General features: G+C 36.2%; 23 protein-coding genes, 4 rRNA genes and 2 riboswitches. Of the genes, 15 read left to right on the forward strand and 12 right to left on the reverse strand.

Translation table 11 applies throughout. The features are described 5' to 3' along the window. Nucleotides 1-38 precede the first annotated feature (38 nt). A complete protein-coding gene (locus ACX0KU_RS02755; RefSeq protein ID WP_472991399.1) occupies nucleotides 39-470 on the reverse strand; it encodes a DUF4145 domain-containing protein in 432 nt (143 codons plus the stop codon). Continuing rightward, complete coding sequence (gene mntA, locus ACX0KU_RS02760) at nucleotides 467-886, reverse strand: type VII toxin-antitoxin system MntA family adenylyltransferase antitoxin (protein ID WP_472991400.1); 420 nt, start codon at nucleotides 884-886, stop codon at nucleotides 467-469. The genes ACX0KU_RS02755 and mntA overlap by 4 nt, the downstream gene beginning before the upstream one ends. A 373-nt stretch (nucleotides 887-1,259) precedes the next feature. On the opposite strand from mntA, the gene ACX0KU_RS02765 reads away from it, so the two are divergent. Beyond that, nucleotides 1,260-1,586, forward strand: coding sequence for a winged helix-turn-helix domain-containing protein (locus ACX0KU_RS02765; protein WP_472991401.1), 327 nt, complete (start codon nucleotides 1,260-1,262; stop codon nucleotides 1,584-1,586). 79 nt (nucleotides 1,587-1,665) lie between these two features. Here the strand turns inward: ACX0KU_RS02765 and ACX0KU_RS02770 are convergent, their stop codons facing one another. Genes ACX0KU_RS02770 through ACX0KU_RS02780 form a run of 3 tightly spaced genes read right to left on the reverse strand, consistent with a single transcriptional unit; the run spans nucleotide 1,666 to nucleotide 4,197 of the window. Further along, nucleotides 1,666-2,670, reverse strand: coding sequence for an ABC transporter substrate-binding protein (locus ACX0KU_RS02770; RefSeq protein WP_472991402.1), 1,005 nt, complete (start codon nucleotides 2,668-2,670; stop codon nucleotides 1,666-1,668). Next, nucleotides 2,660-3,433, reverse strand: coding sequence for an ABC transporter permease (locus tag ACX0KU_RS02775; RefSeq protein WP_472991403.1), 774 nt, complete (start codon nucleotides 3,431-3,433; stop codon nucleotides 2,660-2,662). Before ACX0KU_RS02775 ends, ACX0KU_RS02770 begins: the two co-directional genes overlap by 11 nt. Next, complete coding sequence (locus tag ACX0KU_RS02780) at nucleotides 3,430-4,197, reverse strand: ABC transporter ATP-binding protein (protein ID WP_472991404.1); 768 nt, start codon at nucleotides 4,195-4,197, stop codon at nucleotides 3,430-3,432. The genes ACX0KU_RS02775 and ACX0KU_RS02780 overlap by 4 nt, the downstream gene beginning before the upstream one ends. A 166-nt stretch (nucleotides 4,198-4,363) precedes the next feature. Beyond that, a riboswitch (TPP riboswitch) is annotated at nucleotides 4,364-4,463 on the reverse strand. 210 nt (nucleotides 4,464-4,673) lie between these two features. Here ACX0KU_RS02780 and thiS point away from each other — a divergent pair. The 6 genes from thiS (at nucleotide 4,674) to ACX0KU_RS02810 (ending at nucleotide 9,673) form a co-directional block, all read left to right on the forward strand. Then, a complete protein-coding gene (thiS, locus tag ACX0KU_RS02785; RefSeq protein ID WP_472991405.1) occupies nucleotides 4,674-4,868 on the forward strand; it encodes a sulfur carrier protein ThiS in 195 nt (64 codons plus the stop codon). Nucleotides 4,869-4,871: 3 nt separating this feature from the next. Beyond that, complete coding sequence (gene thiF / locus ACX0KU_RS02790; RefSeq protein WP_472991406.1) at nucleotides 4,872-5,675, forward strand: sulfur carrier protein ThiS adenylyltransferase ThiF; 804 nt, start codon at nucleotides 4,872-4,874, stop codon at nucleotides 5,673-5,675. A 15-nt stretch (nucleotides 5,676-5,690) separates the two neighbouring features. Then, nucleotides 5,691-6,458, forward strand: a complete 768-nt coding sequence (locus ACX0KU_RS02795) for a thiazole synthase (protein ID WP_472991407.1) — start codon at nucleotides 5,691-5,693, stop codon at nucleotides 6,456-6,458. A 2-nt stretch (nucleotides 6,459-6,460) separates the two neighbouring features. Further along, on the forward strand, nucleotides 6,461-7,615 hold the full coding sequence (thiH, locus tag ACX0KU_RS02800) for a 2-iminoacetate synthase ThiH (RefSeq protein WP_472991408.1): 1,155 nt from the start codon (nucleotides 6,461-6,463) through the stop codon (nucleotides 7,613-7,615). 10 nt (nucleotides 7,616-7,625) lie between these two features. Then, nucleotides 7,626-8,219: a thiamine phosphate synthase gene (locus tag ACX0KU_RS02805; RefSeq protein ID WP_472991409.1), complete on the forward strand. Its 594-nt coding sequence runs from the start codon at nucleotides 7,626-7,628 to the stop codon at nucleotides 8,217-8,219. Nucleotides 8,220-8,308: 89 nt separating this feature from the next. Beyond that, nucleotides 8,309-9,673 carry a PLL family lectin gene (locus ACX0KU_RS02810; protein WP_472991410.1) on the forward strand — a complete coding sequence of 455 codons (1,365 nt, stop codon included), beginning with the start codon at nucleotides 8,309-8,311 and terminating at the stop codon, nucleotides 9,671-9,673. Nucleotides 9,674-9,778: 105 nt separating this feature from the next. Here the strand turns inward: ACX0KU_RS02810 and ACX0KU_RS02815 are convergent, their stop codons facing one another. Continuing rightward, on the reverse strand, nucleotides 9,779-10,189 hold the full coding sequence (locus tag ACX0KU_RS02815; RefSeq protein WP_472991411.1) for a group II intron maturase-specific domain-containing protein: 411 nt from the start codon (nucleotides 10,187-10,189) through the stop codon (nucleotides 9,779-9,781). Next, the gene (locus tag ACX0KU_RS02820) at nucleotides 10,158-10,631 is read right to left on the reverse strand and encodes a hypothetical protein (RefSeq protein ID WP_472991412.1); all 474 of its coding nucleotides are present in this window, start codon (nucleotides 10,629-10,631) and stop codon (nucleotides 10,158-10,160) included. The genes ACX0KU_RS02815 and ACX0KU_RS02820 overlap by 32 nt, the downstream gene beginning before the upstream one ends. Before the next feature lie 165 nt (nucleotides 10,632-10,796). Here ACX0KU_RS02820 and ACX0KU_RS02825 point away from each other — a divergent pair, with 165 nt between their 5' ends. The 5 genes from ACX0KU_RS02825 to ACX0KU_RS02845 are packed head-to-tail and all read left to right on the forward strand — an operon-like array spanning nucleotide 10,797 to nucleotide 14,110. Continuing rightward, on the forward strand, nucleotides 10,797-11,123 hold the full coding sequence (locus ACX0KU_RS02825; RefSeq protein WP_472991413.1) for a (2Fe-2S)-binding protein: 327 nt from the start codon (nucleotides 10,797-10,799) through the stop codon (nucleotides 11,121-11,123). After that, a complete protein-coding gene (locus ACX0KU_RS02830) occupies nucleotides 11,110-12,156 on the forward strand; it encodes an NAD(P)/FAD-dependent oxidoreductase (RefSeq protein ID WP_472991414.1) in 1,047 nt (348 codons plus the stop codon). Before ACX0KU_RS02825 ends, ACX0KU_RS02830 begins: the two co-directional genes overlap by 14 nt. Further along, the gene (locus tag ACX0KU_RS02835; protein ID WP_472991415.1) at nucleotides 12,156-12,653 is read left to right on the forward strand and encodes a 4Fe-4S dicluster domain-containing protein; all 498 of its coding nucleotides are present in this window, start codon (nucleotides 12,156-12,158) and stop codon (nucleotides 12,651-12,653) included. The genes ACX0KU_RS02830 and ACX0KU_RS02835 overlap by 1 nt, the downstream gene beginning before the upstream one ends. A gap of 13 nt (nucleotides 12,654-12,666) precedes the next feature. Beyond that, the gene (locus ACX0KU_RS02840) at nucleotides 12,667-12,939 is read left to right on the forward strand and encodes a (2Fe-2S)-binding protein (protein WP_472991416.1); all 273 of its coding nucleotides are present in this window, start codon (nucleotides 12,667-12,669) and stop codon (nucleotides 12,937-12,939) included. Then, the gene (locus ACX0KU_RS02845; protein WP_472991417.1) at nucleotides 12,932-14,110 is read left to right on the forward strand and encodes an NAD(P)/FAD-dependent oxidoreductase; all 1,179 of its coding nucleotides are present in this window, start codon (nucleotides 12,932-12,934) and stop codon (nucleotides 14,108-14,110) included. The genes ACX0KU_RS02840 and ACX0KU_RS02845 overlap by 8 nt, the downstream gene beginning before the upstream one ends. Nucleotides 14,111-14,153: 43 nt before the next feature. On the opposite strand, the gene ACX0KU_RS02850 is transcribed toward ACX0KU_RS02845, so the two are convergent. The 4 genes from ACX0KU_RS02850 to ACX0KU_RS02865 all read right to left on the reverse strand — a co-directional run bounded on the left by ACX0KU_RS02850 (nucleotide 14,154) and on the right by ACX0KU_RS02865 (nucleotide 21,195). After that, on the reverse strand, nucleotides 14,154-16,037 hold the full coding sequence (locus ACX0KU_RS02850; protein ID WP_472991418.1) for a DUF4914 family protein: 1,884 nt from the start codon (nucleotides 16,035-16,037) through the stop codon (nucleotides 14,154-14,156). Between the two features lie 227 nt (nucleotides 16,038-16,264). After that, nucleotides 16,265-16,381: ribosomal RNA gene (gene rrf, locus ACX0KU_RS02855) — 5S ribosomal RNA — on the reverse strand. 114 nt (nucleotides 16,382-16,495) lie between these two features. Further along, nucleotides 16,496-19,400, reverse strand: a 23S ribosomal RNA gene (locus ACX0KU_RS02860). A gap of 286 nt (nucleotides 19,401-19,686) precedes the next feature. Then, nucleotides 19,687-21,195 (reverse strand): 16S ribosomal RNA (locus tag ACX0KU_RS02865). The 16S, 23S and 5S rRNA genes sit together here, the layout of an rRNA operon. A 639-nt stretch (nucleotides 21,196-21,834) precedes the next feature. Between ACX0KU_RS02865 and ACX0KU_RS02870 the strand changes: the two genes are divergently transcribed. The 3 genes from ACX0KU_RS02870 (at nucleotide 21,835) to ACX0KU_RS02880 (ending at nucleotide 24,292) form a co-directional block, all read left to right on the forward strand. Beyond that, nucleotides 21,835-22,443: a hypothetical protein gene (locus tag ACX0KU_RS02870; protein ID WP_472991419.1), complete on the forward strand. Its 609-nt coding sequence runs from the start codon at nucleotides 21,835-21,837 to the stop codon at nucleotides 22,441-22,443. Nucleotides 22,444-22,604: 161 nt separating this feature from the next. After that, a riboswitch (guanidine-I (ykkC/yxkD leader) is annotated at nucleotides 22,605-22,700 on the forward strand. An 82-nt stretch (nucleotides 22,701-22,782) separates the two neighbouring features. After that, entirely contained in the window at nucleotides 22,783-23,475 is a 693-nt protein-coding gene (locus ACX0KU_RS02875; protein WP_472991420.1) for a radical SAM protein, read from the forward strand. 118 nt (nucleotides 23,476-23,593) lie between these two features. Further along, complete coding sequence (locus ACX0KU_RS02880) at nucleotides 23,594-24,292, forward strand: aspartate/glutamate racemase family protein (RefSeq protein WP_472991421.1); 699 nt, start codon at nucleotides 23,594-23,596, stop codon at nucleotides 24,290-24,292. A 108-nt stretch (nucleotides 24,293-24,400) separates the two neighbouring features. Here the strand turns inward: ACX0KU_RS02880 and rrf (ACX0KU_RS02885) are convergent. Then, a 5S ribosomal RNA gene (gene rrf / locus ACX0KU_RS02885) occupies nucleotides 24,401-24,517 on the reverse strand. Nucleotides 24,518-24,568: the final 51 nt, after the last annotated feature.

Below are 24,568 nucleotides of genomic sequence, written 5' to 3' on the forward strand. Positions count from 1 at the left end.
TTATTATATATTAGTTAATGATAATTAATGTATAAACTTTACTCTTGTCTTATATGTAACTTAGCTATTTTAAGCACGGCTTCAAAATAGTTGTTGTAATTTAACATATGTTCAAATAATTCTTCATGGGTAGGTTCCTTATATCTATGAGATATTCTATTTCTAATTAGCCTTGATTTTTCGAGAAACATATATAGATCTTCTTGTATTATTCCTTTTTTCTTTAGTATAATTAGACTCTCATGTAGTGTTATTCCTATCTTATATTTTTTTATTTCCTTAAGAAGTATTGATGCAAGCTCTTCTAATATAGTGTGAAAGCTAACAAATAGTTGTCTTAAACTTGATTTGGATAATTTAATAATAAGATCATCATTTTTTCTATTTTCTAATATGTCTAAACATTCATTTATATCTGCAATACACTCTTGCATATCTTCTATTATTTTTATTAATCTTTCTCGATTCATGATAACACATCTACCTTTCTAAAATATATAAAATTCTCATTTTCTCTATATATCTTATCAGTTTCATTATATAAAATATTTAAAGACTTTTCATTATCTGCAGAATAAATAACCTTTCCAGTATTCAGAATAGCTATCTTTACAAATAAGTCTAAGCTTTCACTATTTAGATCTAAAATATCTATCTCTCTATTCAAGAAATTTTCGAAAAATAATTCCATCTCTAAAATTTTATCTAATTCAACGGCTCTACAAGATAGAATCGCTAAGTCAATATCTGACTCTTCATCAAACTCATCATTAGTAATACTTCCGAACATAATCATAGTTGTGATATTATATTTGTTTGCAAGATCAGTTACCTCTTTTGAGTTTAACTTTTCTATTATTTCTGCTTTATCGTATACTCTATGCACTTATTAATCACCTACTTCTAGATATTATAATAATAATTTAATATCATAATACATTATATCAAATTACTTATTCTTTTACACTACGTAGTATTATAATTAAGCTATTTTGAATTTTTTTTAAATTTTTTTCCCCATATAAATCTATAAACAAATATTTTTTTAATACTTTACTCAGATGTTTGAAAAAAAATTAACAATACTACCTTCTTTTTATTACGAATCCATTAATAATCCCTTACTTCATAGTCATAATTATACAAATTTTGCAGTATAGTACCCCTATTGACTAGTGATTAGAATTTATTTATAATAAGATTAGTCAGAATATTAACAATCTTTTCAAAATTACATTCACCCAGGGAGGGAGTACAATATGATCATTAACAAAGAAATTACTTTACCGGATAAAAGTCTAGTTGCTTTCAATTTACTATTATTACTTTACAAGAATAATGATTTAATCGGAAAGTCATTAAAAACTGGGAAGGTTTATGAACACTTGGCTGACTTAATGAAATTATCAGCAGAGCAAAGAACCTTAAAAATGGAAGATGGAAGATGTCAGTGGTTTAATAGTGTAAAATATGCAAAACAAATGCTTATTGATAATAAATTAGTAGTTGATCCAGAGAACGGAGATTGGAGTGTAACTGAAAAAGGTATAGAAATTATAAGAAGCTTTGAAGCACTAAGTGCATAAAATTAGCTATTATAAGAGAAAAAACTAGAGGATTTGAACTACTACATATCCTCTAGTTTTTTATTCAATTAATTCTATGTTATTTAATAATATCCTTACTATCAACTTTTCCTTTAAGTAAATTCTTGTCTTGTAACCACTTAACATTCTTATTCCAATTTTCCTCATCTTGACTTAAGAATTTACCGCTCTCATTCTCCATAAGAGGCATTAATATTTCTAAGCTCTTCTTTTCTATTTCAGCATCAAGTGGGAAACTCTCACTTTGAACCTTTAACACTAAATCTAAAGCTTTATCAGGATTATTTTTAGTGTATTCATACCCCTTTTTAACTGCCTCTAAGAAAGCTTGTATCTTGTCATTATTATTCTTTACACCCTCATCACTAGCTATAAATGCTAATTCGTAATTGTTTGGTACTCCAAAGTCTACAGGATTAAAAGTATCTAAACCAATTCCTTGTTTTTCTAATATAATCTTTTCATGATTAATATATCCACCTATAATTCCATCAACTCTTTTAGTTTCAATACTAGCCATTAAATCATATCCCACATCTACAAATTCAACCTTTGATGGATCTCCACCAGCTTCTTTAACCATAGCCTTTACTGTTTCTTTATCAATATCAAAAGATGGATATCCTACTTTTTTTCCTTCTAAATCTTTTAATGTTTTAACTCCTACATCCTTACGAACCATAAGTTGATTCAATGAACTTCTAACTATGGCTCCAACTGATTTAACAGGAATCTCTTGTCCTCTAGCTAAAATAATTTGTTTTGGATAGCTTATAGCAAGATCTGCCTTGTTTGCTGCTACTAATGTAATTCCATCCTCTGTACCTGCTGGTGTAACTAAGCTAACATCTAGTCCTGCTTCTTTAAAATATCCTTGAGCTTCTGCTACATATAAAAATGAATGTACTGCATTTGGATACCAATCTAAAAGAACACTAACTTTTTGTAGCTCTTTAGGAGTATTTTTCTCCTCCTTAGTGGCAGAATTACTTGAACATGCACTAAATAATAAGCTAAATGACATAAGCATTACTAAAAGTACACTGACCTTTTTAAATTTCATAATTATCCTCCTTTATTCCTCTTCTATATTTTAATAAAACCTTTTCTAGCAAAACTCCTATTGAAAATAAAAGTAATCCTAAAAACGATAAAACCAACACTCCTGAAAAAACTGAATCTGATTGTAACATTCCTGCTGCTCTTTTTACATATATACCTAGTCCTTTTTCAGCTCCTAGCCACTCTCCTATGGTAGCCCCTGCCACACTATATGTAGCAGCTATCTTAAAGCTACTTAAAAAATTAGGCAATACTGAATTGATATGTAGCTTAAAAAATATCTGAACTCTATTTCCTCCTAGCGCTTTTAAAACATCTTCTAAATCCTTATCTACACTATTAAGTCCATCTAAAGTACTTATAACTATAGGAAAGAAGCAGAATAACACTACAACTGCTACCTTTGACCATATAGTATATCCAAACCACATAATCATAATAGGAGATAATGCTATGGTTGGAATTGTCTGAGAAAATACTATAATTGGATATAGTGTTTTCCCAACATTCCTCCAAAAATATATAGAAAAGGCACAGGATATACCTATAATTACAGATATACTAAGCCCTAGTAGAGCCTCTCCTAAGGTTACTAAGGAATGCTTATATAGTAATTGTCTATTAGTTAGTAGTGCCTCAATTACTTTAGAGAACCGAGGTAAAATATATTTAGGAACTTTAAAATATGGTATTAGGAATTCCCAAGCCAAAAATATAAACATTAGAAATATCAGAGGGAATATATAATCTTTAAGTTTCTTCATTTTACATTTCCCTCCTTCTTGTCTTCAAGGACATCAAGGATGTTTAATATATCTCTTTTCAATTCTACAAATTCACTAGTAAGAGTAGTTTCATAGGTTCTAGGTCTTGTAATATTAACATCTATAGACTTTAAGTTTTTATAGGGAAGCTCAGTGCAAATGAGTATTCTATCAGATAAAAGCAGAGCCTCTTCAATATCATGAGTTATCATAAATACAGTGTTCTTTTCTTTTTGACAAAGGTTTAGTAGCCATGCTTGCATCTTTCTTCTTGTTAATGCATCTAAAGAAGAGAATGGTTCATCTAGTAAAAGTAATGATGGATTATTTACTATAGCTCTTAAAAAAGACGCTCTTTGTCTCATACCACCTGAAAGTTCATGAGGGTATGATTTTTCTGTTCCTGCAAGTCCAAACCCCTCAAAATATGTAGCTGCTATATTTCTCGCTTCTTTCTTGCTATACCCATTTAACTCAAGTCCAACTGATGTATTATCTAAGATATTTCTCCATGTCATTAAGCTATCTCTTTGTGGCATATATCCCATAATGTTTTTATTATTTACATTTTCTATGTGTATATTACCCTTTTCCGGCTCTAATAGCCCTAAAATTAATCTAAAAAGAGTACTTTTGCCTGTCCCACTCGGTGCAATAATTGTAACAAATTCATTTTTATCTATACTAAAGGATAAGTCATCAATTATGACTTTATCTGAATCTCTATATTTAAAGGATAAATTATTAATTTCTAGTGCTTTCATTTAAATTACCCAACTTTCTGTTTTATAACATCTATCCTAAACATATCCATCTGCTGAGAATAATCTTTTTAAAAATACAAAAAACTCTTTTCAAATAGTATTCACTATACCAATGAAAAGAGTTAATAATCTAATTACTAATCTATAAAACTTTAGATTAAGCTTTTATATTATTCTACAACTTCCCTTCGCTGGCATTACCCAGTGCAGGTTTAAAGGGTCTGAATAAATTCATCTCAGCCATAATAGCTCCCCTAGTGCACAAATAAATTTTATATCTTATCTAAGACCATGTCAACACTTAATTCTTCTAAAGAGCTATTAATGAGTCTATAAATATATGGCTTGACTAACATATTCAAATATTATATACTTTTAAATAACTGAAAAAGAAAGCACAAAATGGGGTACACCACCGAAAGGGTGTAAGTCTCGTTTTGTGCTTTTTTTGTACAAACTTTTAAGGAGGGTAAAAAATGAAGTTAAATGGATGCACTATTTCATTAGCTACAACTGAAACTCTATATGACTTTTTAATTGCTCAAAACTTTGATGTTAACATCATTGCAGTAGAGCTTAATGGTGAAATTGTTCCTCGCACAACATACAAAGAAGTTATGCTTAAGGATGAAGATACCATAGAAGTTGTTAGATTCGTAGGTGGAGGCTGATTTATGAAAATAATAGTAAATGGAAAAGAAGTAGAGGTTGCTTCTAGTACAGCCTTTGAAGTAAGAAATAAAATTGGAAATGAAACTGATATTGTAATTTTAAATGGTTTTCAAATAGAGGATGACTTTGATATATCTGAAAATGATATATTAACTATAATAACTAAAGGTGCAATGCCTAAAGAAGAAGAGCTTGAGAGTATGATGATGTCAAGACATACTCCCAGTGTACATAAAAGCCTTAAAAAAGGTAAAGTTGCTATAGCTGGTCTTGGAGGTCTTGGTTCTAATATTGCAGTTATGCTTGCAAGAATAGGGGTAGGTCATTTGCTCTTAGTGGATTTTGATATTGTTGAGCCAAGCAATCTAAATCGTCAAAGCTATTACATTAGCCATTTAGGACTGCCTAAAACAACTGCTCTAAAAAAACAGATTAAAGAAATCAATCCTTTCATTAAGGTAGAGACTAAAGATGTAAAGGTAACAGAAGATAATGTTGTAGAAATCTTTAATGGATATGATATTATCTGTGAGGCTTTTGATAAGCCAAAAGCAAAATCTATACTAGTGAATATAGCCTTAGAACAGCTTAACGATACTAAAATAGTAGCAGCTTCTGGTATGGCTGGGTATGATAGTTCTAATTTAATAAAAACAGTAAATCCCATAAAAAATTTATATGTATGTGGAGATTTAGAAAGCAGTGCAAGAATTGGTAAGGGACTAATGGCTCCAAGAGTGCAAATTTGTGCAGGTCATCAGGCAAATATGATTCTTCGTTTACTACTTGGAATAGAAGCTATATAAGAGAGGGTGTATTAAATGAATAATAAATTAATAATTGGTGGACATGAGTTTAATTCAAGATTTATATTAGGTTCAGGTAAATTTTCATTAGATATGGTTAAAGCAGCTATTGAACATGGAGAAGTAGAAATAATAACACTTGCACTACGTCGTGCTAATATAGGTGGAGAGGAAAACATATTAGATTATATTCCAAAGAATATTACATTACTTCCAAACACTTCAGGTGCAAGAAATGCAGAAGAAGCAGTTAGAATTGCACGTCTTGCAAGAGAACTTGGATGTGGGGATTTTATAAAGCTAGAAGTAATCCATGATTCTAAATATTTGATGCCAGATAACTATGAAACAATAAAGGCTACAGAAATACTTGCGAAGGAAGGATTCATCGTTATGCCTTACATGTATCCTGACTTAAATGCAGCAAGAGCCCTAGTAAATGCTGGTGCAGCATCAGTAATGCCTTTAGCTTCACCTATCGGAAGTAATAAAGGTCTATCCACAAAGGATTTCATACAAATATTAGTTGATGAAATAGACTTACCTATTATTGTAGATGCTGGTATAGGTCGTCCTTCTCAAGCTTGTGAAGCAATGGAAATGGGTGTTGATGCAGTTATGTGTAATACTGCAATTGCAACAGCAAATGATATCGCCATGATGTCAAGAGCCTTTAAAGATGCTGTAGTGGCAGGTCGTACTGCATATCTTGCTGGTCTTGGTAGAGTGCTAGATCATAAAGCTGAGGCATCTAGTCCCTTAACTGGATTTTTGGAGGACTAATTATGGAATATCTAAGAATAAATCATATGGAATATTTAGATGGTATGGAGCAAACAGACTCAGACACCATGGACAAGGTGTTAAATCTAGTTAAAGAATATGACTATAATAAGTATACTGCTAAAGACGTAAAAAGAGCTTTAGACAAAGAATATCTTTCAATTGAGGATTACGCCGCTATATTGTCCCCTGTTGCTATGCCCTTTTTAGAGGATATGGCAAGAAAAGCAACCTTAAAAACAAGAAAACATTTTGGTAATTCTGTTTCTTTATTTACACCACTATATATTGCTAACTACTGTGAAAATGAATGTGTGTATTGTGGTTTTAATTGTACAAATAAAATTCAACGTGGAAAGCTTTCTCTAGAAGAAATGGAAGAAGAATTAAAGGAAATTGCGTCTACTGGCTTAAAAGAGCTCTTAATACTAACAGGTGAATCTCGTAATATATCTGGAGTTGAATATATTGGTGAGGCAATTAAACTTGCCACAAAATATTTTTCTACAATCGGTATTGAGATTTATCCATTAAACTCAGAAGAATATGCTTATTTGAATAAATGCGGTGCAGATTTTGTTTCTATCTATCAAGAGACTTATAACCCTGATAAATATGAACAGGTTCATTTAAGAGGACCCAAAAGAATTTTCCCATACCGTTTTAATTCACAAGAACGTGCTTTACTCGGTGGCATGCGTGGTGTTGCCTTTGGTGCCTTACTTGGATTAGATGACTTTAGAAAAGATGCATTTGCAGTAGGCTTACATGCATCCTTTATACAACAAAAATATCCTCATGCTGAAGTTTCTTTCTCAACTCCACGTTTAAGACCTTATATTAACAATGCTGACAATAATCCTAATGATGTTCACGAAAAACAGCTTTTACAAGTAATGCTTGCTTATCGCTTATTTATGCCTTTTGCTGGAATTACTATTTCTACAAGAGAAAGAGCAGGCTTTCGTGATAATGTAATAGGAATGATGGCTACAAAGATATCCGCAGGTGTATGTGTTGGAGTTGGAGGTCATAAAACTGAAGAAAAGGGAGACGAACAATTCGAGATCTCTGATTCACGAAGCGTAAGTGAAGTGCACAATGTAATTATCAGCAGAGGACTTCAACCTGTTTATACAGATTATATTAAGGTTTAGGAGAAGATTAATGTTAATTTGCATAACAAATAGAAAGCTTTGCAAAGATGACTTTCTAAGTAGAATTAATGAACTTGCAAAAGGAAAACCTGATGCAATAGTGCTAAGAGAAAAAGATTTAAGCCTAGATGAATATGAAGCTTTAGCTACTGGAGTAAAAAAAATCTGCCTCATAAATGAAGTTCCTCTTATTATCAATAGTAATATATCAGTAGCAAAAAAACTGGAACTTTCAAAGATTCATTTATCAATGTCAGATTTAAGAGTCTATAAAAATCAGCTAAGTGAATTTACCGAAGTAGGTGCCTCCATTCACTCTCTACTGGAAGCAAAAGAAGCACAAAACCTTGGAGCTTCTTACTTAATAGCAGGACATATATTTGAAACAGACTGCAAAAGGGGAATGACCTCAAGAGGTATACCATTTTTAAAAGAAATCTGTGAATCTGTCTCTATACCGGTATTTGCCATTGGTGGCATAACAAAGGATAAAGTAGAAACTGTACTTTCTGTAGGGGCAAAGGGTGTATGCATCATGTCTGAGGCTATGACTTCTTCAAATCCAAGCACTCTTAAGAAAAGTTTTCGCTTCTATAATACCTAACTTTTTCTAACTTAATAAAATTTATTGTAGCACCTCTAAGACTTTATCATACAATATAAGTGACAAGGGTTTGGAGGTGTTTTGATTTAATGTATATTAACCCAGTTTTTTATTGTCCTTATTGTATTAACCGCGATGTATGTTCCTTCTCAGGAAACTACTACAGAAACTATGCTGACACTTATGATGACTTCAGAAGTAATGATGACTTAAACAATTTTGATGATTTCGACGATTTTGAAGAATTCGAGGAATTTAATAATTTTTCTGATGATGATTACTTATTTGATGGTATGAGAGCTCCTCAGCAAGAAGTAAATAGAATACTAGCACTCCTTACTGTTCAGCAGCCTCAACTTTTTACTACTCTAGAAAGATACGGAGTACGCAGAGCTACAATTAATACTCAATTTAGGATAGCTATAAACTTTACTCTAGATAATGCTTCAAGTCATAGTGGAAACATAAATAGAAGAACAAATGCGATATTTAATGATTTCAGAAGAGATCAATCTTGGATATTCATCTCTCTTCGTGCTGCAGGAGTACCTAATAATGTAATAAACAGTACCTTTAGAAGTGTAATCGAATTTACTCTTAGAAATATGACTACTCCTCCTACTCCAGGACCTGGCCCTTCTCCTGATAGATGGAGTCAATGGGAAGATCTTGGTGGAGTTTTAACTTCAGGCCCTGCTGTTTCTTCTTGGGCGCCTAACAGACTTGATACCTTTGTACGTGGTACTGATAATGCTCTATATCATAAATGGTGGGATGGTTCACGTTGGAGCAACTGGGAAAGCCTCGGTGGAGTTTTAACTTCAGGTCCTGCTGCTGTCTCTTGGGGAAATAATAGAATTGACGTATTTGCTAGAGGTACAAATAATGCTATGTGGCATATATTCTGGAATGGCACTAGATGGAGTCAATGGGAAGACCTCGGTGGCGGCTTAAGCTCATCACCAGCTGTTTCTTCTTGGGCACCAAATAGATTAGACACTTTTGTACGTGGTACTGATAATGCGCTTTACCATAAATGGTGGGATGGTTCACGTTGGAGCAACTGGGAAAACCTTGGTGGAACTTTAACATCTGCCCCTGCTGCTGTCTCTTGGGGAAATAATAGAATTGATGTATTTGCTCGTGGTGAAAGAAACCGCTTATATCATAAATGGTGGAATGGCTCAAGATGGAGTAACTGGGAAGACCTTGGTGGAAACTTAACATCAGCTCCTGCTGTTTCTTCTAGAGGAAATAATAGACTTGAAGTATTCGCTAGAGGCACAAATAATCAACTAATAACTAAATCTTGGAACGGTTCTCGTTGGAGTGACTGGAGTAATGTTGGAGGAACTATAACCTCTGACCCTGCCGCAGTGTCTTGGGGACCAAATAGAACTGATGTCTTTGCTAGAGGTACAAATAATGCTATGTGGCATATTTGGAGAAACTAATATAAAACTCAATCGAGTAGGAGCTGAATAATTATTTTATTCAGCGACCTCTCACACCACCAAGCATACCGTTCGGTACTTGGCGGTTCAATAAGAATTACCTAATCATAAATACTTTTCAGTTAATGTTATAAATCCTTGTTGTCTAAGGTATTTATTAGATAAAGTTCTTGCTAAAATAGGGCTGTTGGATATCCTCCAGTAGCCTTTTCTTGTATTCGCATATTCCCAAGCTTTATATTCATCAATACCGAGTCTTTTGAGATTATCATGTTTTGTTTTAATTTTCTTCCATTGTTTCCAATAACATAAGCGAATCCTTCGTCTTAGCCACTCATCTAAGGTTTTAAGTGTACTTTTCATATCTGCTAATTTAAAATAGTTTACCCATCCAACTATAACTTGTTTTAGTTTAATTGCACGAAGTTCCATACTCATAGCATTACTTCTTCCAGTTATTTCTTTAAGCTTGCCTTTGAGTTTCTTAACAGAATTTTGATGTACTCTTATTCCCATCTCGCCTTTCTTTGGATAAAATGCAAATCCTAAATACTTCAAATATTGGATTTAAGACTTGAGCGATAGCTTGTTGTATTACTCGGTCTACAGCTGTTGGTATTCCTAGTGGTCGTTTCTTTCCATCGGGCTTAGGTATTTCTACTCGCCTTACTGGATTAGGTTTATATTTACCTTCCAATAGTGATTGCCGAAGGCTGGCGCCATTTTCTTTTAGGTATTGTAGAAGTTCATCTACTTTCATACCATCAACTCCATGACTTCCTTTATTTGCTTTAACTCTCTTAAATGCTTCATTTAAGTTGTTTCTGTCAATAATTCTTTCAAACAATCCATTGGTGTATTTATTTTCGGCGTTCTGTTGCTTTTCTAACGTCAATGAAATGCTGGGCGCACCTAAGTAAAAGGACTGCTTAAAATTAGCAGTCCTTTTACTTATCATTCATTTTTTTCTTTTACAACTCTAATAAAACAATTAATATTTTCACACTTAGTCACCCTTCTCATAAAATATAGTAAAGCTAGGTAGGAATTCTCTACCTTTTGCTTTCAATAACTAAAGATAAGGCACCTTTGAGACTATATGAATAAAAAGGGGTGATAAACAATGAGAGTTATTAACCATCCCATATTGGGAGAAGCCCAAGATAATAAAAAGATAATAATTTTCCTAGATGGTGAACCTATAGAAGCCTTAGAAAGTGATACTATTTCCTCAGCACTTTTAGCACATGGCAAAAAAATATGTAGGTATACAAGAAAGTACAATGAACCTCGTGGAGTTTTCTGTGCTATTGGCAGATGTAATGACTGTATAATGACCGTTGATGGTATTCCAAACATACGTGCATGCATAACCCCTGTTAAAGATGGAATGCAAATAAAAACCCAAATAGGAAATGGTACATGGGAGGGATTAGATGAAGAATGTTGAACTAGCTATCATAGGAGCAGGACCTGCTGGTTTATCTGCTTCTATTGAAGCTTCAAAGTATGGTGTTAAAACACTGATTATAGATGAAAATCTATTACCTGGTGGTCAACTCTTCAAGCAAACTCATAAATTCTTTGGGTCTAAGGACCAAATGGCTGGTTCAAGGGGCTATGAGATTGGAGAAAAACTATTATCCCTTGCAAAAGATAACAAGGTTGAAATTATGCTTAATACTAAGGTAATAGGCATTGATGAGAATAATACCTTAGCAACTATAAATAATGGAACTTATACTGAAATAAATGCAAAAAAGATTATATTATGTTGTGGGGCTACAGAGAAGCCCCTTACTTTTCCCGGCTGGACACTACCTGGCATAATGGGAGCTGGTGCTGCACAGACTTTAGTAAATATTCACAGAGTAGTACCTGGGAAAAAAATATTTATGGTTGGCTCTGGTAATGTAGGACTCATTGTAAGTTATCATCTGCTCCAAGCTGGTATTAAGGTAGAAGCTATTATTGAAGCTTCACAAAAGATAACCGGTTATAGTGTTCACGCTGCAAAGCTTCGTCGTTCAGGAATTCCTTTCTTCCTGGGATATACAGTAAATAGAGCAATAGGTAGAAATCAGCTAGAGCAAATTGAGTTAGTAAAATTAGATGAAAAATTCAACAAAATTCCTTCCACTGAGTTACTTCTTGATGCAGATACTTTATGTCTAGCTGTAGGCTTGTCTCCTTCTACTGAACTCACAAGAATGATAGGCTGCACTATGACTTATAATTCTAAACTAGGTGGATATATACCTGTAGTAAAAGAAAATCTAGAGACATCTATTAAAAATATTTATGCAGCTGGAGATATGACTGGAGTAGAAGAAGCATCTATTGCCATAGAAGAAGGACGTCTAGCAGGATTATGCTGTGCAATCGAACTGGGATATTGTGTAGATAAAGAGAATGCTGAAATGACAATGACCCATATTCGTAGCTATCTAGAACAATTAAGAGGTAAAGGGAGGAAGATATAATGAAAGAAGGAATAAAGTACACTGGCTACCCTTCAAGTGCAGAAATAGCCTTAGCTCCTGGAATACCTTCTCTTGAAGATCTTAATAAAAAACCTCTAGCAGTTATTGAATGCTTTGAATGTATCCCCTGTAATCCTTGCGAAAAATCTTGTCCTTTTGGTGCTATAATTATCGGAGAGAAGATTAATAATCTTCCTACTCTTAATCCTGAAAAATGCAGAGCATGTTCTGTCTGTATGACCCATTGTCCTGGTCTTGCAATATTTATTATAGATATAAATTTTACTCCTACAACAGCCTTAGTGAAAATTCCCTATGAATTACTTCCTCTTCCTGAAAAGGGTGATGAAGTTCAATGCTTAAATCGTAAGGGAGAGGTAATTACTCTTGGCAAGATACATTCAGTTAAAACTGGAGAAACCTTTAATAAAACTTATGTTATAGCTATAGAAGTACCAAAAGAATTTGCAATGGAAGTTCGGAATGTGAAAATATAAAGGGTGTGATAAAATGGACAATGATTTTATTATATGTAGATGTGAAGAAATTTCATTACATGAAATACAAGATGCTATTGATAATGATGCTATTACCTTAGATGAGATAAAAAAGCTAACTAGGTCTGGTATGGGATTATGCCAAGGACGTATATGTAGTACCATTATAATCAAATTATTAGAAGAAAAAGGTTATAATCCTAAAGACACTCCCCCTTCTCACAGCCGCCTCCCTGTAAGACCTGTTAAAATACAAGAATATCTAGGAGAGGATTCCGATGAGTAAACTTTTTACTGATGCTGTTGTAATTGGAGGAGGAGTTATTGGTACTGCTATCACCTACTATCTATCAAAAGCAGGGTTAAAACCTATACTGGTTGAAGATAAAAATTTAAATTCAGGTGCTTCCGGTGCTTGTGATGAAGGAATTATCTTGCAGTCTAAAAACTCAGGAATTATGTTAGATATGGTTACTAAGAGTGCTGAAATATATAAGACTCTTCCTGAGGAACTAGACTATAATATAGGCTATCATAATGTGGGAGGAATGATCTTAATAAATGACGAAAAATATCTCCCAGTAATAGAGCGTTTTGTAAAAAAACAAAATAGCCAAGGTCTTAGTATATCTATGCTAGATTATAAGGATACCCACATGCAGCAGCCTGGACTTGCTAAAACTGTTATTGCAAGTGCTTACAATGAGTCCGACTCTAGTGTATACCCTTTCAATCTTACCTTAGGCTATATAAAAGCAGCTAAAAAACTTTGTGCTAGATTTCTGCCTCACAATAAAGTAATAAATTTATCCACAGAATCAGGAAAAATAACTAAAGTTATTACCAATGAGCATGAAATATCCACACCTATTGTTATTAATGCTACTGGATATAGTGCTGGTATAATAGGAAATATGCTAGGAATGGAAATCCCCGTCTTTCCTGTAAGAGGGCAAATAGTAATTACAGAACAAGTGCCTTTTATGATTCATCATCAGATTATGGATGCAAAATTTATCGTAGCTAAGCATGAACCTGAGCTTCTTGATGAAAACAGTATTATATCAAGCTTACATGTAGGGCTTTCACTAAGTCAGGCACCTACAGGGAATTTAATTATAGGTGGTTGTCGTGAAAATGCTGGGTATAATACTAATACTAATTTTGTGGCTATAAAAGAAATCCTTAAAAATGCAGTAAACTTCTTCCCATTCCTTAATAATATCTGTGCCATTAGAACTTTTGCTGGACTCCGGCCTACTTCACCAGACGGATTACCTATATTATGTGGTACTGATATATCTGGATTTTATATTGCTACAGGACTAGGTGGAGATGGAATTAGCCTCTCCCCAATAGTAGGAAAAATAATGTCTGAATTAATTGTAAATAGGAAATGTGATATTGTTGATATGAATGCACTAAATTTAGATAGATTCAAGAAAGGAGAAGATTAAATTCAATCTTCTCCTTTTCTCAATTCAATTTTCTACACATCTGCTATTTTTCTGTTGGAATTAGGTTTAAATAATCCTCTATTCCTCCATTATCTAGGCAGCACTGAATTATCTTCCTTCCTAATGTATCTAAATCATCAGTTAAAAATTTTTTTAGTTCATCCTTAAAGAAATTCTCAAGAAGCATTGCCCCATAGTCATATCCTTCTTCTCCAACCTCTGGTTGTAATCTTACATTTAGTAATTCTCTTGGTATTTCTGTTCCATCTATTTTTAACCTACTTATTGAAAATCCTAAGAGAGGACATTTTGATTCTACCAATCTATTAGGAGAAAACTTAACTCCACCTCTTCTTGCAAAATATTCCCTAGCAAGCCACTGAGGCATGAATCCTACTTTGTATGCACCAACATATTGATTTGGTACAAGAATATATCCAGTGTCGCTTGCATTAATAATCTGTTTTAGTAAAAGGTTCGCCTGATCTACTCTTCTTCCTGTAGAAAATGGCCAGTATGAACCTACCCCTTCACTATGCATTCCCTCTGAGTCAGTTATACTAGGATTTGCGTGACCTCTAGGTGATACAAGTCTCCATAACCAAGCTAAACTTGGAGGTAATATATGAAATAATCCTAATATACCATAAGTAGGATTCTCTTTTGTACACGGTGGTGTCCTTACACCAAAACTTCTTATATCAACTTTTACAGGTTCATGAATAATATTATCAATTAATCTTCTTGGCATTATAACCCTTGGATTAGGGCACGGTTTTCCTGATTCATCCATAATAGGTTCCCACAAAAGACAAGTTGATCCTGGAACACTATCATAGTTCAAGAAAATCAAAGGCTCTTTTGGCTTTATACATATGCTCTCAAGATAAGGATCTGTTCCATACTTAGTTATATGATCTGTTCTTATAAACCAACCATTTTCAGCATCTTTCGTAACTAGTTTTTTTGTTCCATTTTGAAGTTTTGGGTGGCAAAGCGCCATGTCATCTGTTACAGGGTTTAGTCTACAACTTTCATTAAGATACATATGAATTTCTTCATTGTTTACAATATTAGTTCCAATTAAAATACTACCATCCGGTTCTCTATGAAGTTGCTCAGTCATTTCACTCTTACCACTGCCACTAGCACCTTCGTGCATTATAATAACACTATTTTCATAAGGAGTTATTATCTTAACTGTTGATCCGTGCAAAGTTACCCAATCTTCATCTTCACCTTTTGTTAATAAGAATCCATAGACACCTTTTTTTGCACTGGGACCCGGGTATAAATTATATGCAAACATTTCATAAATATCATCGCATCTATTATGAACTACTATTTGTTTTCTATCAAAATGAGTATGCCTAAAAGGAGGTGCTAAATATATTACAGCTTCTATCTTAAAGCCTTCCTTTATCTCGTCAGCAGCTACAAATCCCTGCAAATCAGCAAGTGCTGCTGCAAAAAATCCTGCATTAGAAGGAGCTACTAGAATAGCAGGGTATCCAACTTCCTTTCCCCCTGCCATAAAAGGCATTATTATTAAATCCTGATTAGAAAGCCAGTTAATAGTCTCCTCTCTTGTTTTTGTAAAACTCTCACCATATCTATCATTATAATAATCTTTATCAGAGGGCTTATCATCACCTATGATCATGCAGTTTGGATCTCTTCGCCTTAAGTAGGTATCTGAATAGTTTACTACTACTCCATTTTTACACAGTGCCACAGTTGCTTCCACTTCTCTTCCCTTACCTGGAACATCATAAGCTACCTCAAAGTATTTATTCTCTGTGCCACCTAAAGCAAGCTGAAATAAGTGTTCTCTAGATCTCGGAATAATAATATTCTCACAACTATCTATTATTCTATTTAATTCTTCAGGAATCTTCATAGTCTTGATTATATCTCTCTCATTCATTCTCATGCCTCCAAATTCAGTCTAAGAATAATCACTTTTTAACTTTATATCCTCTATTCATAATATTAATATTCATAGATTATGTTTACAGCTTTTAATAGATCATCTACTGAGGGGCTATTGCAAGAATTATTTAAGCAAAAGAGCCGCGCCAATATAATCAGCAAGGCTCTTTACTTCTACTTAAAATAAAAAAACACTAAGCAAATGCTTAGTGTTTTTAGCTTACCTGGCGATGTCCTACTCTTCCACACCGTCTCCAGTGCAGTACCATCGGCGCTGTGAAGCTTAACCATCGTGTTCGGGATGGGTACGGGTGTATCCTTCACGCCATAATCACCAGATGCTGGTTTGTCAAAATCTTCGATTTTGATAACAAACCAGTACTCATCAGCTACGCTGAGGAGTGTCATTGAAAGAATTTTGTTCTCTCAAAATTGCACAGTGAATTTAATATTTAGATCAAGTCCTCGATCTATTAGTATTAGTCAGCTGAGTACATTACTGCACTTACACCCCTAACCTATCAACCTGGTAGTCTTCCAGGGATCTTACTAGCTTACGCTATGGGAAATCTAATCTTGAGGTGGGCTTCACGCTTAGATGCTTTCAGCGTTTATCCCTTCCCGACATAGCTACCCAGCTGTGCTTCTGGCGAAACAACTGGTGCACCAGAGGTCAGTCCATCCCGGTCCTCTCGTACTAAGGACAGCTCCTCTCAAATTTCCTACGCCCACGGCGGATAGGGACCGAACTGTCTCACGACGTTCTGAACCCAGCTCGCGTGCCGCTTTAATGGGCGAACAGCCCAACCCTTGGGACCGACTACAGCCCCAGGATGCGACGAGCCGACATCGAGGTGCCAAACCTCCCCGTCGATGTGGACTCTTGGGGGAGATCAGCCTGTTATCCCCGAGGTAGCTTTTATCCGTTGAGCGATGGCCCTTCCATACAGAACCACCGGATCACTAAGTCCGACTTTCGTCCCTGCTCCACCTGTATGTGTCGCAGTCAGGCTCCCTTCTGCCTTTACACTCTACGCGCGATTTCCGACCGCGCTGAGGGAACCTTTGAGCGCCTCCGTTACCTTTTAGGAGGCGACCGCCCCAGTCAAACTGCCCACCTAGCAATGTCCTGTGACCAGATTCATGGCCGCCAGTTAGAATTCCAGTACTGTCAGGGTGGTATCCCAAGGACGACTCCACGAAAGCTGACGCTCTCGCTTCTTAGTCTCCCACCTATCCTGTACAGACAATACCGAAATGCAATGCTAAGCTACAGTAAAGCTCTACGGGGTCTTTCCGTCCAACCGCGGGTAGCAAGCATCTTCACTTGCACTTCAATTTCACCGGATTTGCTGCCGAGACAGTGCCCAAATCATTACGCCATTCGTGCGGGTCGGAACTTACCCGACAAGGAATTTCGCTACCTTAGGACCGTTATAGTTACGGCCGCCGTTTACTGGGGCTTAAGTTCATACCTTCGCTTGCGCTAAGCATTCCCCTTAACCTTCCAGCACCGGGCAGGCGTCAGCCCCTATACATCAGCTTACGCTTTAGCAGAGACCTGTGTTTTTGATAAACAGTTGCTTGGGCCTGTTCACTGCGGCCTCCTCTCGGAGGCACCCCTTCTCCCGAAGTTACGGGGTTAATTTGCCGAGTTCCTTAGCAGCAATTCTTCCGACGGCCTTAGGATTCTCTCCTCATCTACCTGTGTCGGTTTGCGGTACGGGCACCAATTTGCTCCATAGAGACTTTTCTTGGCAGCGTGGAATCAGATACTTCGCCCATAGGGCTCCCCATCACACCTCAGACTTAAATTGAGCGGATTTGCCTACTCAACATCCTAAGTGCTTAGACGCACATCCAATAGTGCGCACATCCTATCCTCCTGCGTCATCCCATTTGTCAAACGCATTTTGGTGGTACTGGAATATCAACCAGTTGTCCATCACCTACGCCTTTCGGCCTCGGCTTAGGTCCCGACTAACCCTGGGAGGACGAGCCTTCCCCAGGAAACCTTAGATATTCGGCCAACAGGATTCTCACCTGTTTCTCGCTACTTATGCCAGCATTCTCACTTCTGCACTGTCCACCACTCCTTACGATATGGCTTCTACCTGTGCAGAAAGCTCCTCTACCACGTGTACGTAGTACACATCCATAGCTTCGGTGGTAAGTTTTAGCCCCGTTACATCTTCGGCGCGGGATCTCTCGACTAGTGAGCTATTACGCACTCTTTAAATGAGTGGCTGCTTCTAAGCCAACATCCTAGTTGTCTTAGAAATCCCACATCCTTTCCCACTTAACTTACACTTTGGGACCTTAGCTGATGGTCTGGGCTGTTTCCCTTTTGACCACGGATCTTATCATTCGTAGTCTGACTGCCGGGGTACCAGTATGTGGCATTCGGAGTTTGATAGGGTTCAGTAACTGTTGTCAGCCCCTAGCCCATTCAGTGCTCTACCTCCACTACTTAATTACCCGACGCTAGCCCTAAAGCTATTTCGAGGAGAACCAGCTATCTCCGAGTTCGATTGGAATTTCTCCGCTATCCACAGCTCATCCCATGGTTTTTCAACACCAACGTGGTTCGGACCTCCACGGAATTTTACTTCCGCTTCATCCTGGCCATGGATAGATCACCCGGTTTCGGGTCTACGATATGCAACTAGTTGCCCTGTTCAGACTCGGTTTCCCTTCGGCTCCGCACCGTAGGTGCTTAACCTTGCTACATATCGTAACTCGCTGGCCCGTTCTACAAAAAGTACGCCGTCACACATTAACGTGCTCCGACCGATTGTAGGCACACGGTTTCAGGTTCTATTTCACTCCCCTTCCGGGGTTCTTTTCACCTTTCCCTCACGGTACTGCTTCACTATCGGTCACTAGGTAGTATTTAGCCTTGGGAGATGGTCCTCCCAGCTTCCCACAAGGTTTCACGTGTCTCGTGGTACTCTGGAGTAGATCTACTTCTCTCTTCTTTTTGCCTACAGGGTTATTACCTTCTACGACAGAACTTTCCAGTTCTCTTCGACTAAAAAGATTGAAGCGTTATGATCTATCCGCAACCCCAGAAACAAAGTTTCTGGTTTGGGCTCTTCCCCTTTCGCTCGCCGCTACTGAGGGAATCGATTTTTCTTTCTCTTCCTTCTGGTACTTAGATGTTTCAGTTCCCAGAGTGTACCTCTATATACCTATGAATTCAGTATATAGTACATGATGTTTATCATGTGGGTTTCCCCATTCGGAAATCTACGAATCACAGGCTGTGTGCGCCTACTCGTAGCTTATCGCAGCTTATCGCGTCCTTCTTCGGCTCCTAGTGCCAGGGCATTCACCGTGCGCCCTTTCTAACTTGATCGTTAGACGCTTGTAAACATAAATGTTATACAAGACTTCACTCCTCAGATATACTGAGTGAGATTTATTACTAAAACTAATTACTTAGTTATAGTAGATTTCTTAATATTCACTGTGCAATTTTCAAAGAACAAAAGCAGACATCCAAATCTTCGATTTGTGATGGTCGCTTTGCCAAACACGTAGTGTTTAGCTTCCTAGAAAGACATTAGTCTTTCAAAATTAAACAGAATTAAGGATAAATTGTTTCCAGTCTATGAAAGCTGTGAGCTTTCATTTCTCCCTAGAAAGGAGGTGATCCAGCCGCAGGTTCTCCTACGGCTACCTTGTTACGACTTCACCCCAATCACCAATCCCACCTTCGACTGCTGGCTCCTTGCGGTTACCTCACAGGCTTCGGGTGTTACCGGCTCTCATGGTGTGACGGGCGGTGTGTACAAGACCCGGGAACGTATTCACCGCGACATTCTGATTCGCGATTACTAGCAACTCCAACTTCATGTAGGCGAGTTTCAGCCTACAATCCGAACTGGGACCGGTTTTTTAGTTTGGCTCCCCCTCACGGGTTTGCTTCTCGTTGTACCGGCCATTGTAGCACGTGTGTAGCCCTAGACATAAGGGGCATGATGATTTGACGTCATCCCCACCTTCCTCCTGGTTAACCCAGGCAGTCTCGCTAGAGTGCTCAACTTAATGGTAGCAACTAACGATAAGGGTTGCGCTCGTTGCGGGACTTAACCCAACATCTCACGACACGAGCTGACGACAACCATGCACCACCTGTCTTCCTGCCCCGAAGGGCTTCCTCTGTTACGAGTAATTCAGGAGATGTCAAGTCTAGGTAAGGTTCTTCGCGTTGCTTCGAATTAAACCACATGCTCCGCTGCTTGTGCGGGTCCCCGTCAATTCCTTTGAGTTTTAATCTTGCGACCGTACTCCCCAGGCGGAATACTTATTGCGTTTGCTGCGGCACCGAGGGTGGTACCCCCCGACACCTAGTATTCATCGTTTACGGCGTGGACTACCAGGGTATCTAATCCTGTTTGCTCCCCACGCTTTCGTATCTCAGCGTCAGTTACGGTCCAGAAAGTCGCCTTCGCCACTGGTGTTCTTCCTAATCTCTACGCATTTCACCGCTACACTAGGAATTCCACTTTCCTCTCCCGCACTCTAGATACCCAGTTTCAAATGCAGCGCCCAGGTTAAGCCCGGGAATTTCACATCTGACTTAAATATCCGCCTACATACTCTTTACGCCCAGTAAATCCGGACAACGCTTGCCACCTACGTATTACCGCGGCTGCTGGCACGTAGTTAGCCGTGGCTTCCTCCTTGGGTACCGTCATTATCGTCCCCAAAGACAGAGCTTTACAATCCGAAGACCTTCATCACTCACGCGGCGTTGCTGCGTCAGGGTTTCCCCCATTGCGCAATATTCCCCACTGCTGCCTCCCGTAGGAGTCTGGACCGTGTCTCAGTTCCAATGTGGCCGATCACCCTCTCAGGTCGGCTACGCATCGTCGCCTTGGTGAGCCGTTACCTCACCAACTAGCTAATGCGCCGCGGGTCCATCTCAAAGCGGATTGCTCCTTTGATTATCTTCTCATGCGAGAAGATAATGTTATGCGGTATTAATCTCCCTTTCGGGAGGCTATCCCCCTCTTTGAGGCAGGTTACCCACGTGTTACTCACCCGTCCGCCGCTAATCCGTTCCCGAAGGAACTTCATCGCTCGACTTGCATGTGTTAGGCACGCCGCCAGCGTTCGTCCTGAGCCAGGATCAAACTCTCAATTTAAAAGTTTAATCTGTTACTCATTACTTAAAGTTATTGACTGGCATTTTATTTACCTTAATTTCTGTTTAATTTTCAAAGACCAAGTTTTTTTCACCATCTCTCGACAGCTTATTCATTATATCAACCTGTAAACGTTTTGTCAACACTTTTTTAGTTGATGTCATCTTTCTTAAGAACCCTTAAATCCCTAACCCTTGGTATCTAATCACTACTTTATAAACTAATGTTTTAAAGCTGTTGATTCATACTCAGTGTCTGTTTTTTCTTTGCTCTCTCGAAGCGACAAGGAATATCTTATCACAGAATTATCGACAACTTTATGTAAATTTAGTCTTTAAATTAAAAGAATATCATACTTTCTTCAATATACTCATTAATACTTACTTTAAAGCATACTGATACACTAGGATATGTATGCTTGGCTACATTGAATATATACGACTTAATTGGTCAAATTACATAGCTTTTACTGCCAAAATAAAATTAAACGATTTTATTTCATATAAACAATTTGCATTTAGTCATGTTAAATATTTCAATAACTACACTATTTTGTTGTATAATTAAATTTAGATATAGCAAAATATAATTAGTCTTTTTAAAAAAATATCGGAAAACTAAACAGGAGGAGTTGGAGTGATGAAAAAGATTTTTATTACTATCATTATAATAATATTGTTTATATATACAACTGTTTACGCAGGGGATATACCAGAGTCACTTATGTTTGACAAACCAAAAGCACTCTTCATAGGAAGAATAACTAGTATTAATACAGATACATACAGCATCATCCCTTCTACCGTTATGACGGGAAGTATGGAAGATTCGAAAATTCAAGTTAAAAGATTTGATAAATATTATGGAACAAACAGTAAACCTACAGCTGGAAACTTTTTTGTAGCAGTTTTATTAAATGAAACTACCATTGATGATACTTGGGTATTCAAAACTACCTCTGATGATTATAAAACCTTAAAGCTTGTGAGCCAGCCATATAATATGGTACTTCGTTATGAAAAGTATATTAATGAAGGAAAATACTTTGAAACACAGGAGAGGATGACTGAAGATAGTGAAGTATCAATTACTTCTGCTGATGTCAGTTTAGATAATACAGAGAAAGTTAAAAATAATAAAGAGCAATCTTATTTAATTAATAAAAAATTGATACCATTATTAACTGTTATTATTTCTGGGTTAATATGTTTTTATATAGTTGGACTTAAGAAAAGTCATATCAGATGAATTAAAATATAGTGTTATGTTGGATAAAATGATTTGCTATCCTTCAACTTTGTGCCGTACTCGTAAACTTTTACTAAGCATAATATTAAGTTGATGTAAATCTACTATTATGCTAAACTAGGTAATAAGTTGCAACTGATAATTTACAAAAAAGTTTATATAGTTTAGTTTTCTAGGGTTCCGCAATTTATAACTGGCTGGTCCGAGAGAAGACGCACAGATAACTGTGTACACGGAAGGATAAAAGCCTGGGAGATATTCTAAAAATATTTCCTTGGGCTTTTTTATTTTATTTATTTTAGAATAGTGCTATGAAATATTATTAAGGAGGATACGGTAATGAGTGGTTTCAGTTATAAAAATATTTATATTGAAGATGGAAGAAGGGTACTGGAAGTAAATATACTGCCTGAAAAGCATTGTAACTTTGACTGTATATTCTGCCCTATTGGAAAATCATATAATAAAGTAGATACTCAACAGTCATTTGATGAAATGAATAATTCATTAAATGAACTAGAAAGTATGATAGAAAATTGTAAAGCAGCATTGGTTTATATTAATTCAAAGGGAGAGGCTTTTGTAAATAGCCGAATTAGTGATATTATTGATCTAATCAAAAGTAAGGGAGTACCTATAAGACTATTATCTAACGGATATTTATTGGCGAGAGATGAATATATACAAATAGCCAATAAGTGTGACGAAATTATTGGAGAGATAAAAGCAATTTCAGAAGAAGATTTTCAAAAAATTCAAAGGCCAATTGAAGGCTATACATTAGAAGAATATATTTCAAACATGGTTTTCTTTAATAAACAATATAAAGGAAGATTTCTACTGGAAATTACTATCATTAAGGGTTATAACGATGATGAAGAATCAATTCAAAAGATAAAAAATGTTGTTAATCAAATATCTCCTACTAAGATAATTATTTCCAGAATAGAGGATGAAAGATTCAAGAGAAAACTTGGTATAGATGATGACAGATTTGAGGAAATTTCAAATGCATTAATAAACATGGAGTAATACTAATGTATAATATTATTAAACGATCAATTATATAAGTTTAAATTAATGTTTTATTAGATTTCAAAATAGAAACATTATTAAATAAAAAATTTAAATTCTAAAGGAGATGTGTTAATTGAAAACAATTGGTTTAATTGGTGGAATGAGTTGGGAATCATCACTTGAGTATTATAAAATTATTAATGAAACTACTAAACTCAAATTAGGAGGACTTCATTCTGCAAAATGCTTAATGTATTCAGTTGATTTTCAAGAAATAGAACAATTACAGCACCAAGATAAATGGGATGAATTAACTGAGATCATGGTTAAATCTGCTGAGAAGTTAAAAAATGGAGGGTCTGATTTTATTATAATATGCACTAATACAATGCACAAAATGGCAAGTGACATAGAAGATAGAGTAGGAATAAAAGTCTTACATATAGCTGAAGTAACAGGTGAGAAGGTAATTGAAAAAGGAATGAAAAAAATTGGATTGATTGGAACTAAGTTTACCATAGAAGGAGATTTCTACAAAAAAGTATTAAAGGATAAATTTAATATTGACGTTGTTATACCTGATGAAGCTGATAGACAAATCATTCATGAAGTTATTTTCGAGGAACTATGTAAAGGCATAATAAATGAGACTTCAAAAGAAAAATATAAAGACATAATAAATAACTTAGTGTTAAAAGGTGTTGAAGGAGTAATATTAGGTTGTACAGAAATACCTTTATTGATAAAACAAAAAGATGTTAGTATTCCGATTTTTGACACAACAAAAATACATGCTATTTCAGCGGTTGAATTTGCTTTAGAGAAAGAGTAGCTACCTCATTAAAATACATTGCACAAGCCTTAACTGATGTGCATAAGTCAAATAAAATTTATACAAAAAAATAAAAAACACTAAGCATCTGCTTAGTGTTTTTAGCTTACCTGGCGATGTCCTACTCTTCCACACCGTCTCCAGTGCAGTACCATCGGCGCTGTGAAGCTTAACCATCGTGTTCGGGATGGGTACGGGTGTATCCTTCACGCCATAATCACCAGATGCTGGTTTGTCAAAATCTTCGATTTTGATAACAAACCAGTACTCATCAGC

Source organism: Clostridium sp. X (assembly GCF_055755365.1).

What these genes read in the sequence shown, in the direction of transcription:
- ACX0KU_RS02825 (WP_472991413.1), top strand. Translation starts at nt 10,797, where the DNA reads ATGAGAGTTATTAACCATCCCATATTGGGAGAAGCCCAAGATAATAAA.
- ACX0KU_RS02805 (WP_472991409.1), top strand. Translation starts at nt 7,626, where the DNA reads ATGTTAATTTGCATAACAAATAGAAAGCTTTGCAAAGATGACTTTCTA.
- ACX0KU_RS02810 (WP_472991410.1), top strand. Translation starts at nt 8,309, where the DNA reads ATGTATATTAACCCAGTTTTTTATTGTCCTTATTGTATTAACCGCGAT.
- ACX0KU_RS02795 (WP_472991407.1), top strand. Translation starts at nt 5,691, where the DNA reads ATGAATAATAAATTAATAATTGGTGGACATGAGTTTAATTCAAGATTT.
- ACX0KU_RS02765 (WP_472991401.1), top strand. Translation starts at nt 1,260, where the DNA reads ATGATCATTAACAAAGAAATTACTTTACCGGATAAAAGTCTAGTTGCT.
- ACX0KU_RS02775 (WP_472991403.1), bottom strand. Translation starts at nt 3,433, where the DNA reads ATGAAGAAACTTAAAGATTATATATTCCCTCTGATATTTCTAATGTTT.
- ACX0KU_RS02875 (WP_472991420.1), top strand. Translation starts at nt 22,783, where the DNA reads ATGAGTGGTTTCAGTTATAAAAATATTTATATTGAAGATGGAAGAAGG.
- ACX0KU_RS02780 (WP_472991404.1), bottom strand. Translation starts at nt 4,197, where the DNA reads ATGAAAGCACTAGAAATTAATAATTTATCCTTTAAATATAGAGATTCA.
- ACX0KU_RS02850 (WP_472991418.1), bottom strand. Translation starts at nt 16,037, where the DNA reads ATGAATGAGAGAGATATAATCAAGACTATGAAGATTCCTGAAGAATTA.
- ACX0KU_RS02840 (WP_472991416.1), top strand. Translation starts at nt 12,667, where the DNA reads ATGGACAATGATTTTATTATATGTAGATGTGAAGAAATTTCATTACAT.
- ACX0KU_RS02755 (WP_472991399.1), bottom strand. Translation starts at nt 470, where the DNA reads ATGAATCGAGAAAGATTAATAAAAATAATAGAAGATATGCAAGAGTGT.
- thiS (WP_472991405.1), top strand. Translation starts at nt 4,674, where the DNA reads ATGAAGTTAAATGGATGCACTATTTCATTAGCTACAACTGAAACTCTA.
- ACX0KU_RS02815 (WP_472991411.1), bottom strand. Translation starts at nt 10,189, where the DNA reads ATGGGAATAAGAGTACATCAAAATTCTGTTAAGAAACTCAAAGGCAAG.
- thiF (WP_472991406.1), top strand. Translation starts at nt 4,872, where the DNA reads ATGAAAATAATAGTAAATGGAAAAGAAGTAGAGGTTGCTTCTAGTACA.
- ACX0KU_RS02820 (WP_472991412.1), bottom strand. Translation starts at nt 10,631, where the DNA reads ATGATAAGTAAAAGGACTGCTAATTTTAAGCAGTCCTTTTACTTAGGT.
- thiH (WP_472991408.1), top strand. Translation starts at nt 6,461, where the DNA reads ATGGAATATCTAAGAATAAATCATATGGAATATTTAGATGGTATGGAG.
- ACX0KU_RS02830 (WP_472991414.1), top strand. Translation starts at nt 11,110, where the DNA reads ATGAAGAATGTTGAACTAGCTATCATAGGAGCAGGACCTGCTGGTTTA.
- ACX0KU_RS02870 (WP_472991419.1), top strand. Translation starts at nt 21,835, where the DNA reads ATGAAAAAGATTTTTATTACTATCATTATAATAATATTGTTTATATAT.
- ACX0KU_RS02770 (WP_472991402.1), bottom strand. Translation starts at nt 2,670, where the DNA reads ATGAAATTTAAAAAGGTCAGTGTACTTTTAGTAATGCTTATGTCATTT.
- ACX0KU_RS02845 (WP_472991417.1), top strand. Translation starts at nt 12,932, where the DNA reads ATGAGTAAACTTTTTACTGATGCTGTTGTAATTGGAGGAGGAGTTATT.
- ACX0KU_RS02835 (WP_472991415.1), top strand. Translation starts at nt 12,156, where the DNA reads ATGAAAGAAGGAATAAAGTACACTGGCTACCCTTCAAGTGCAGAAATA.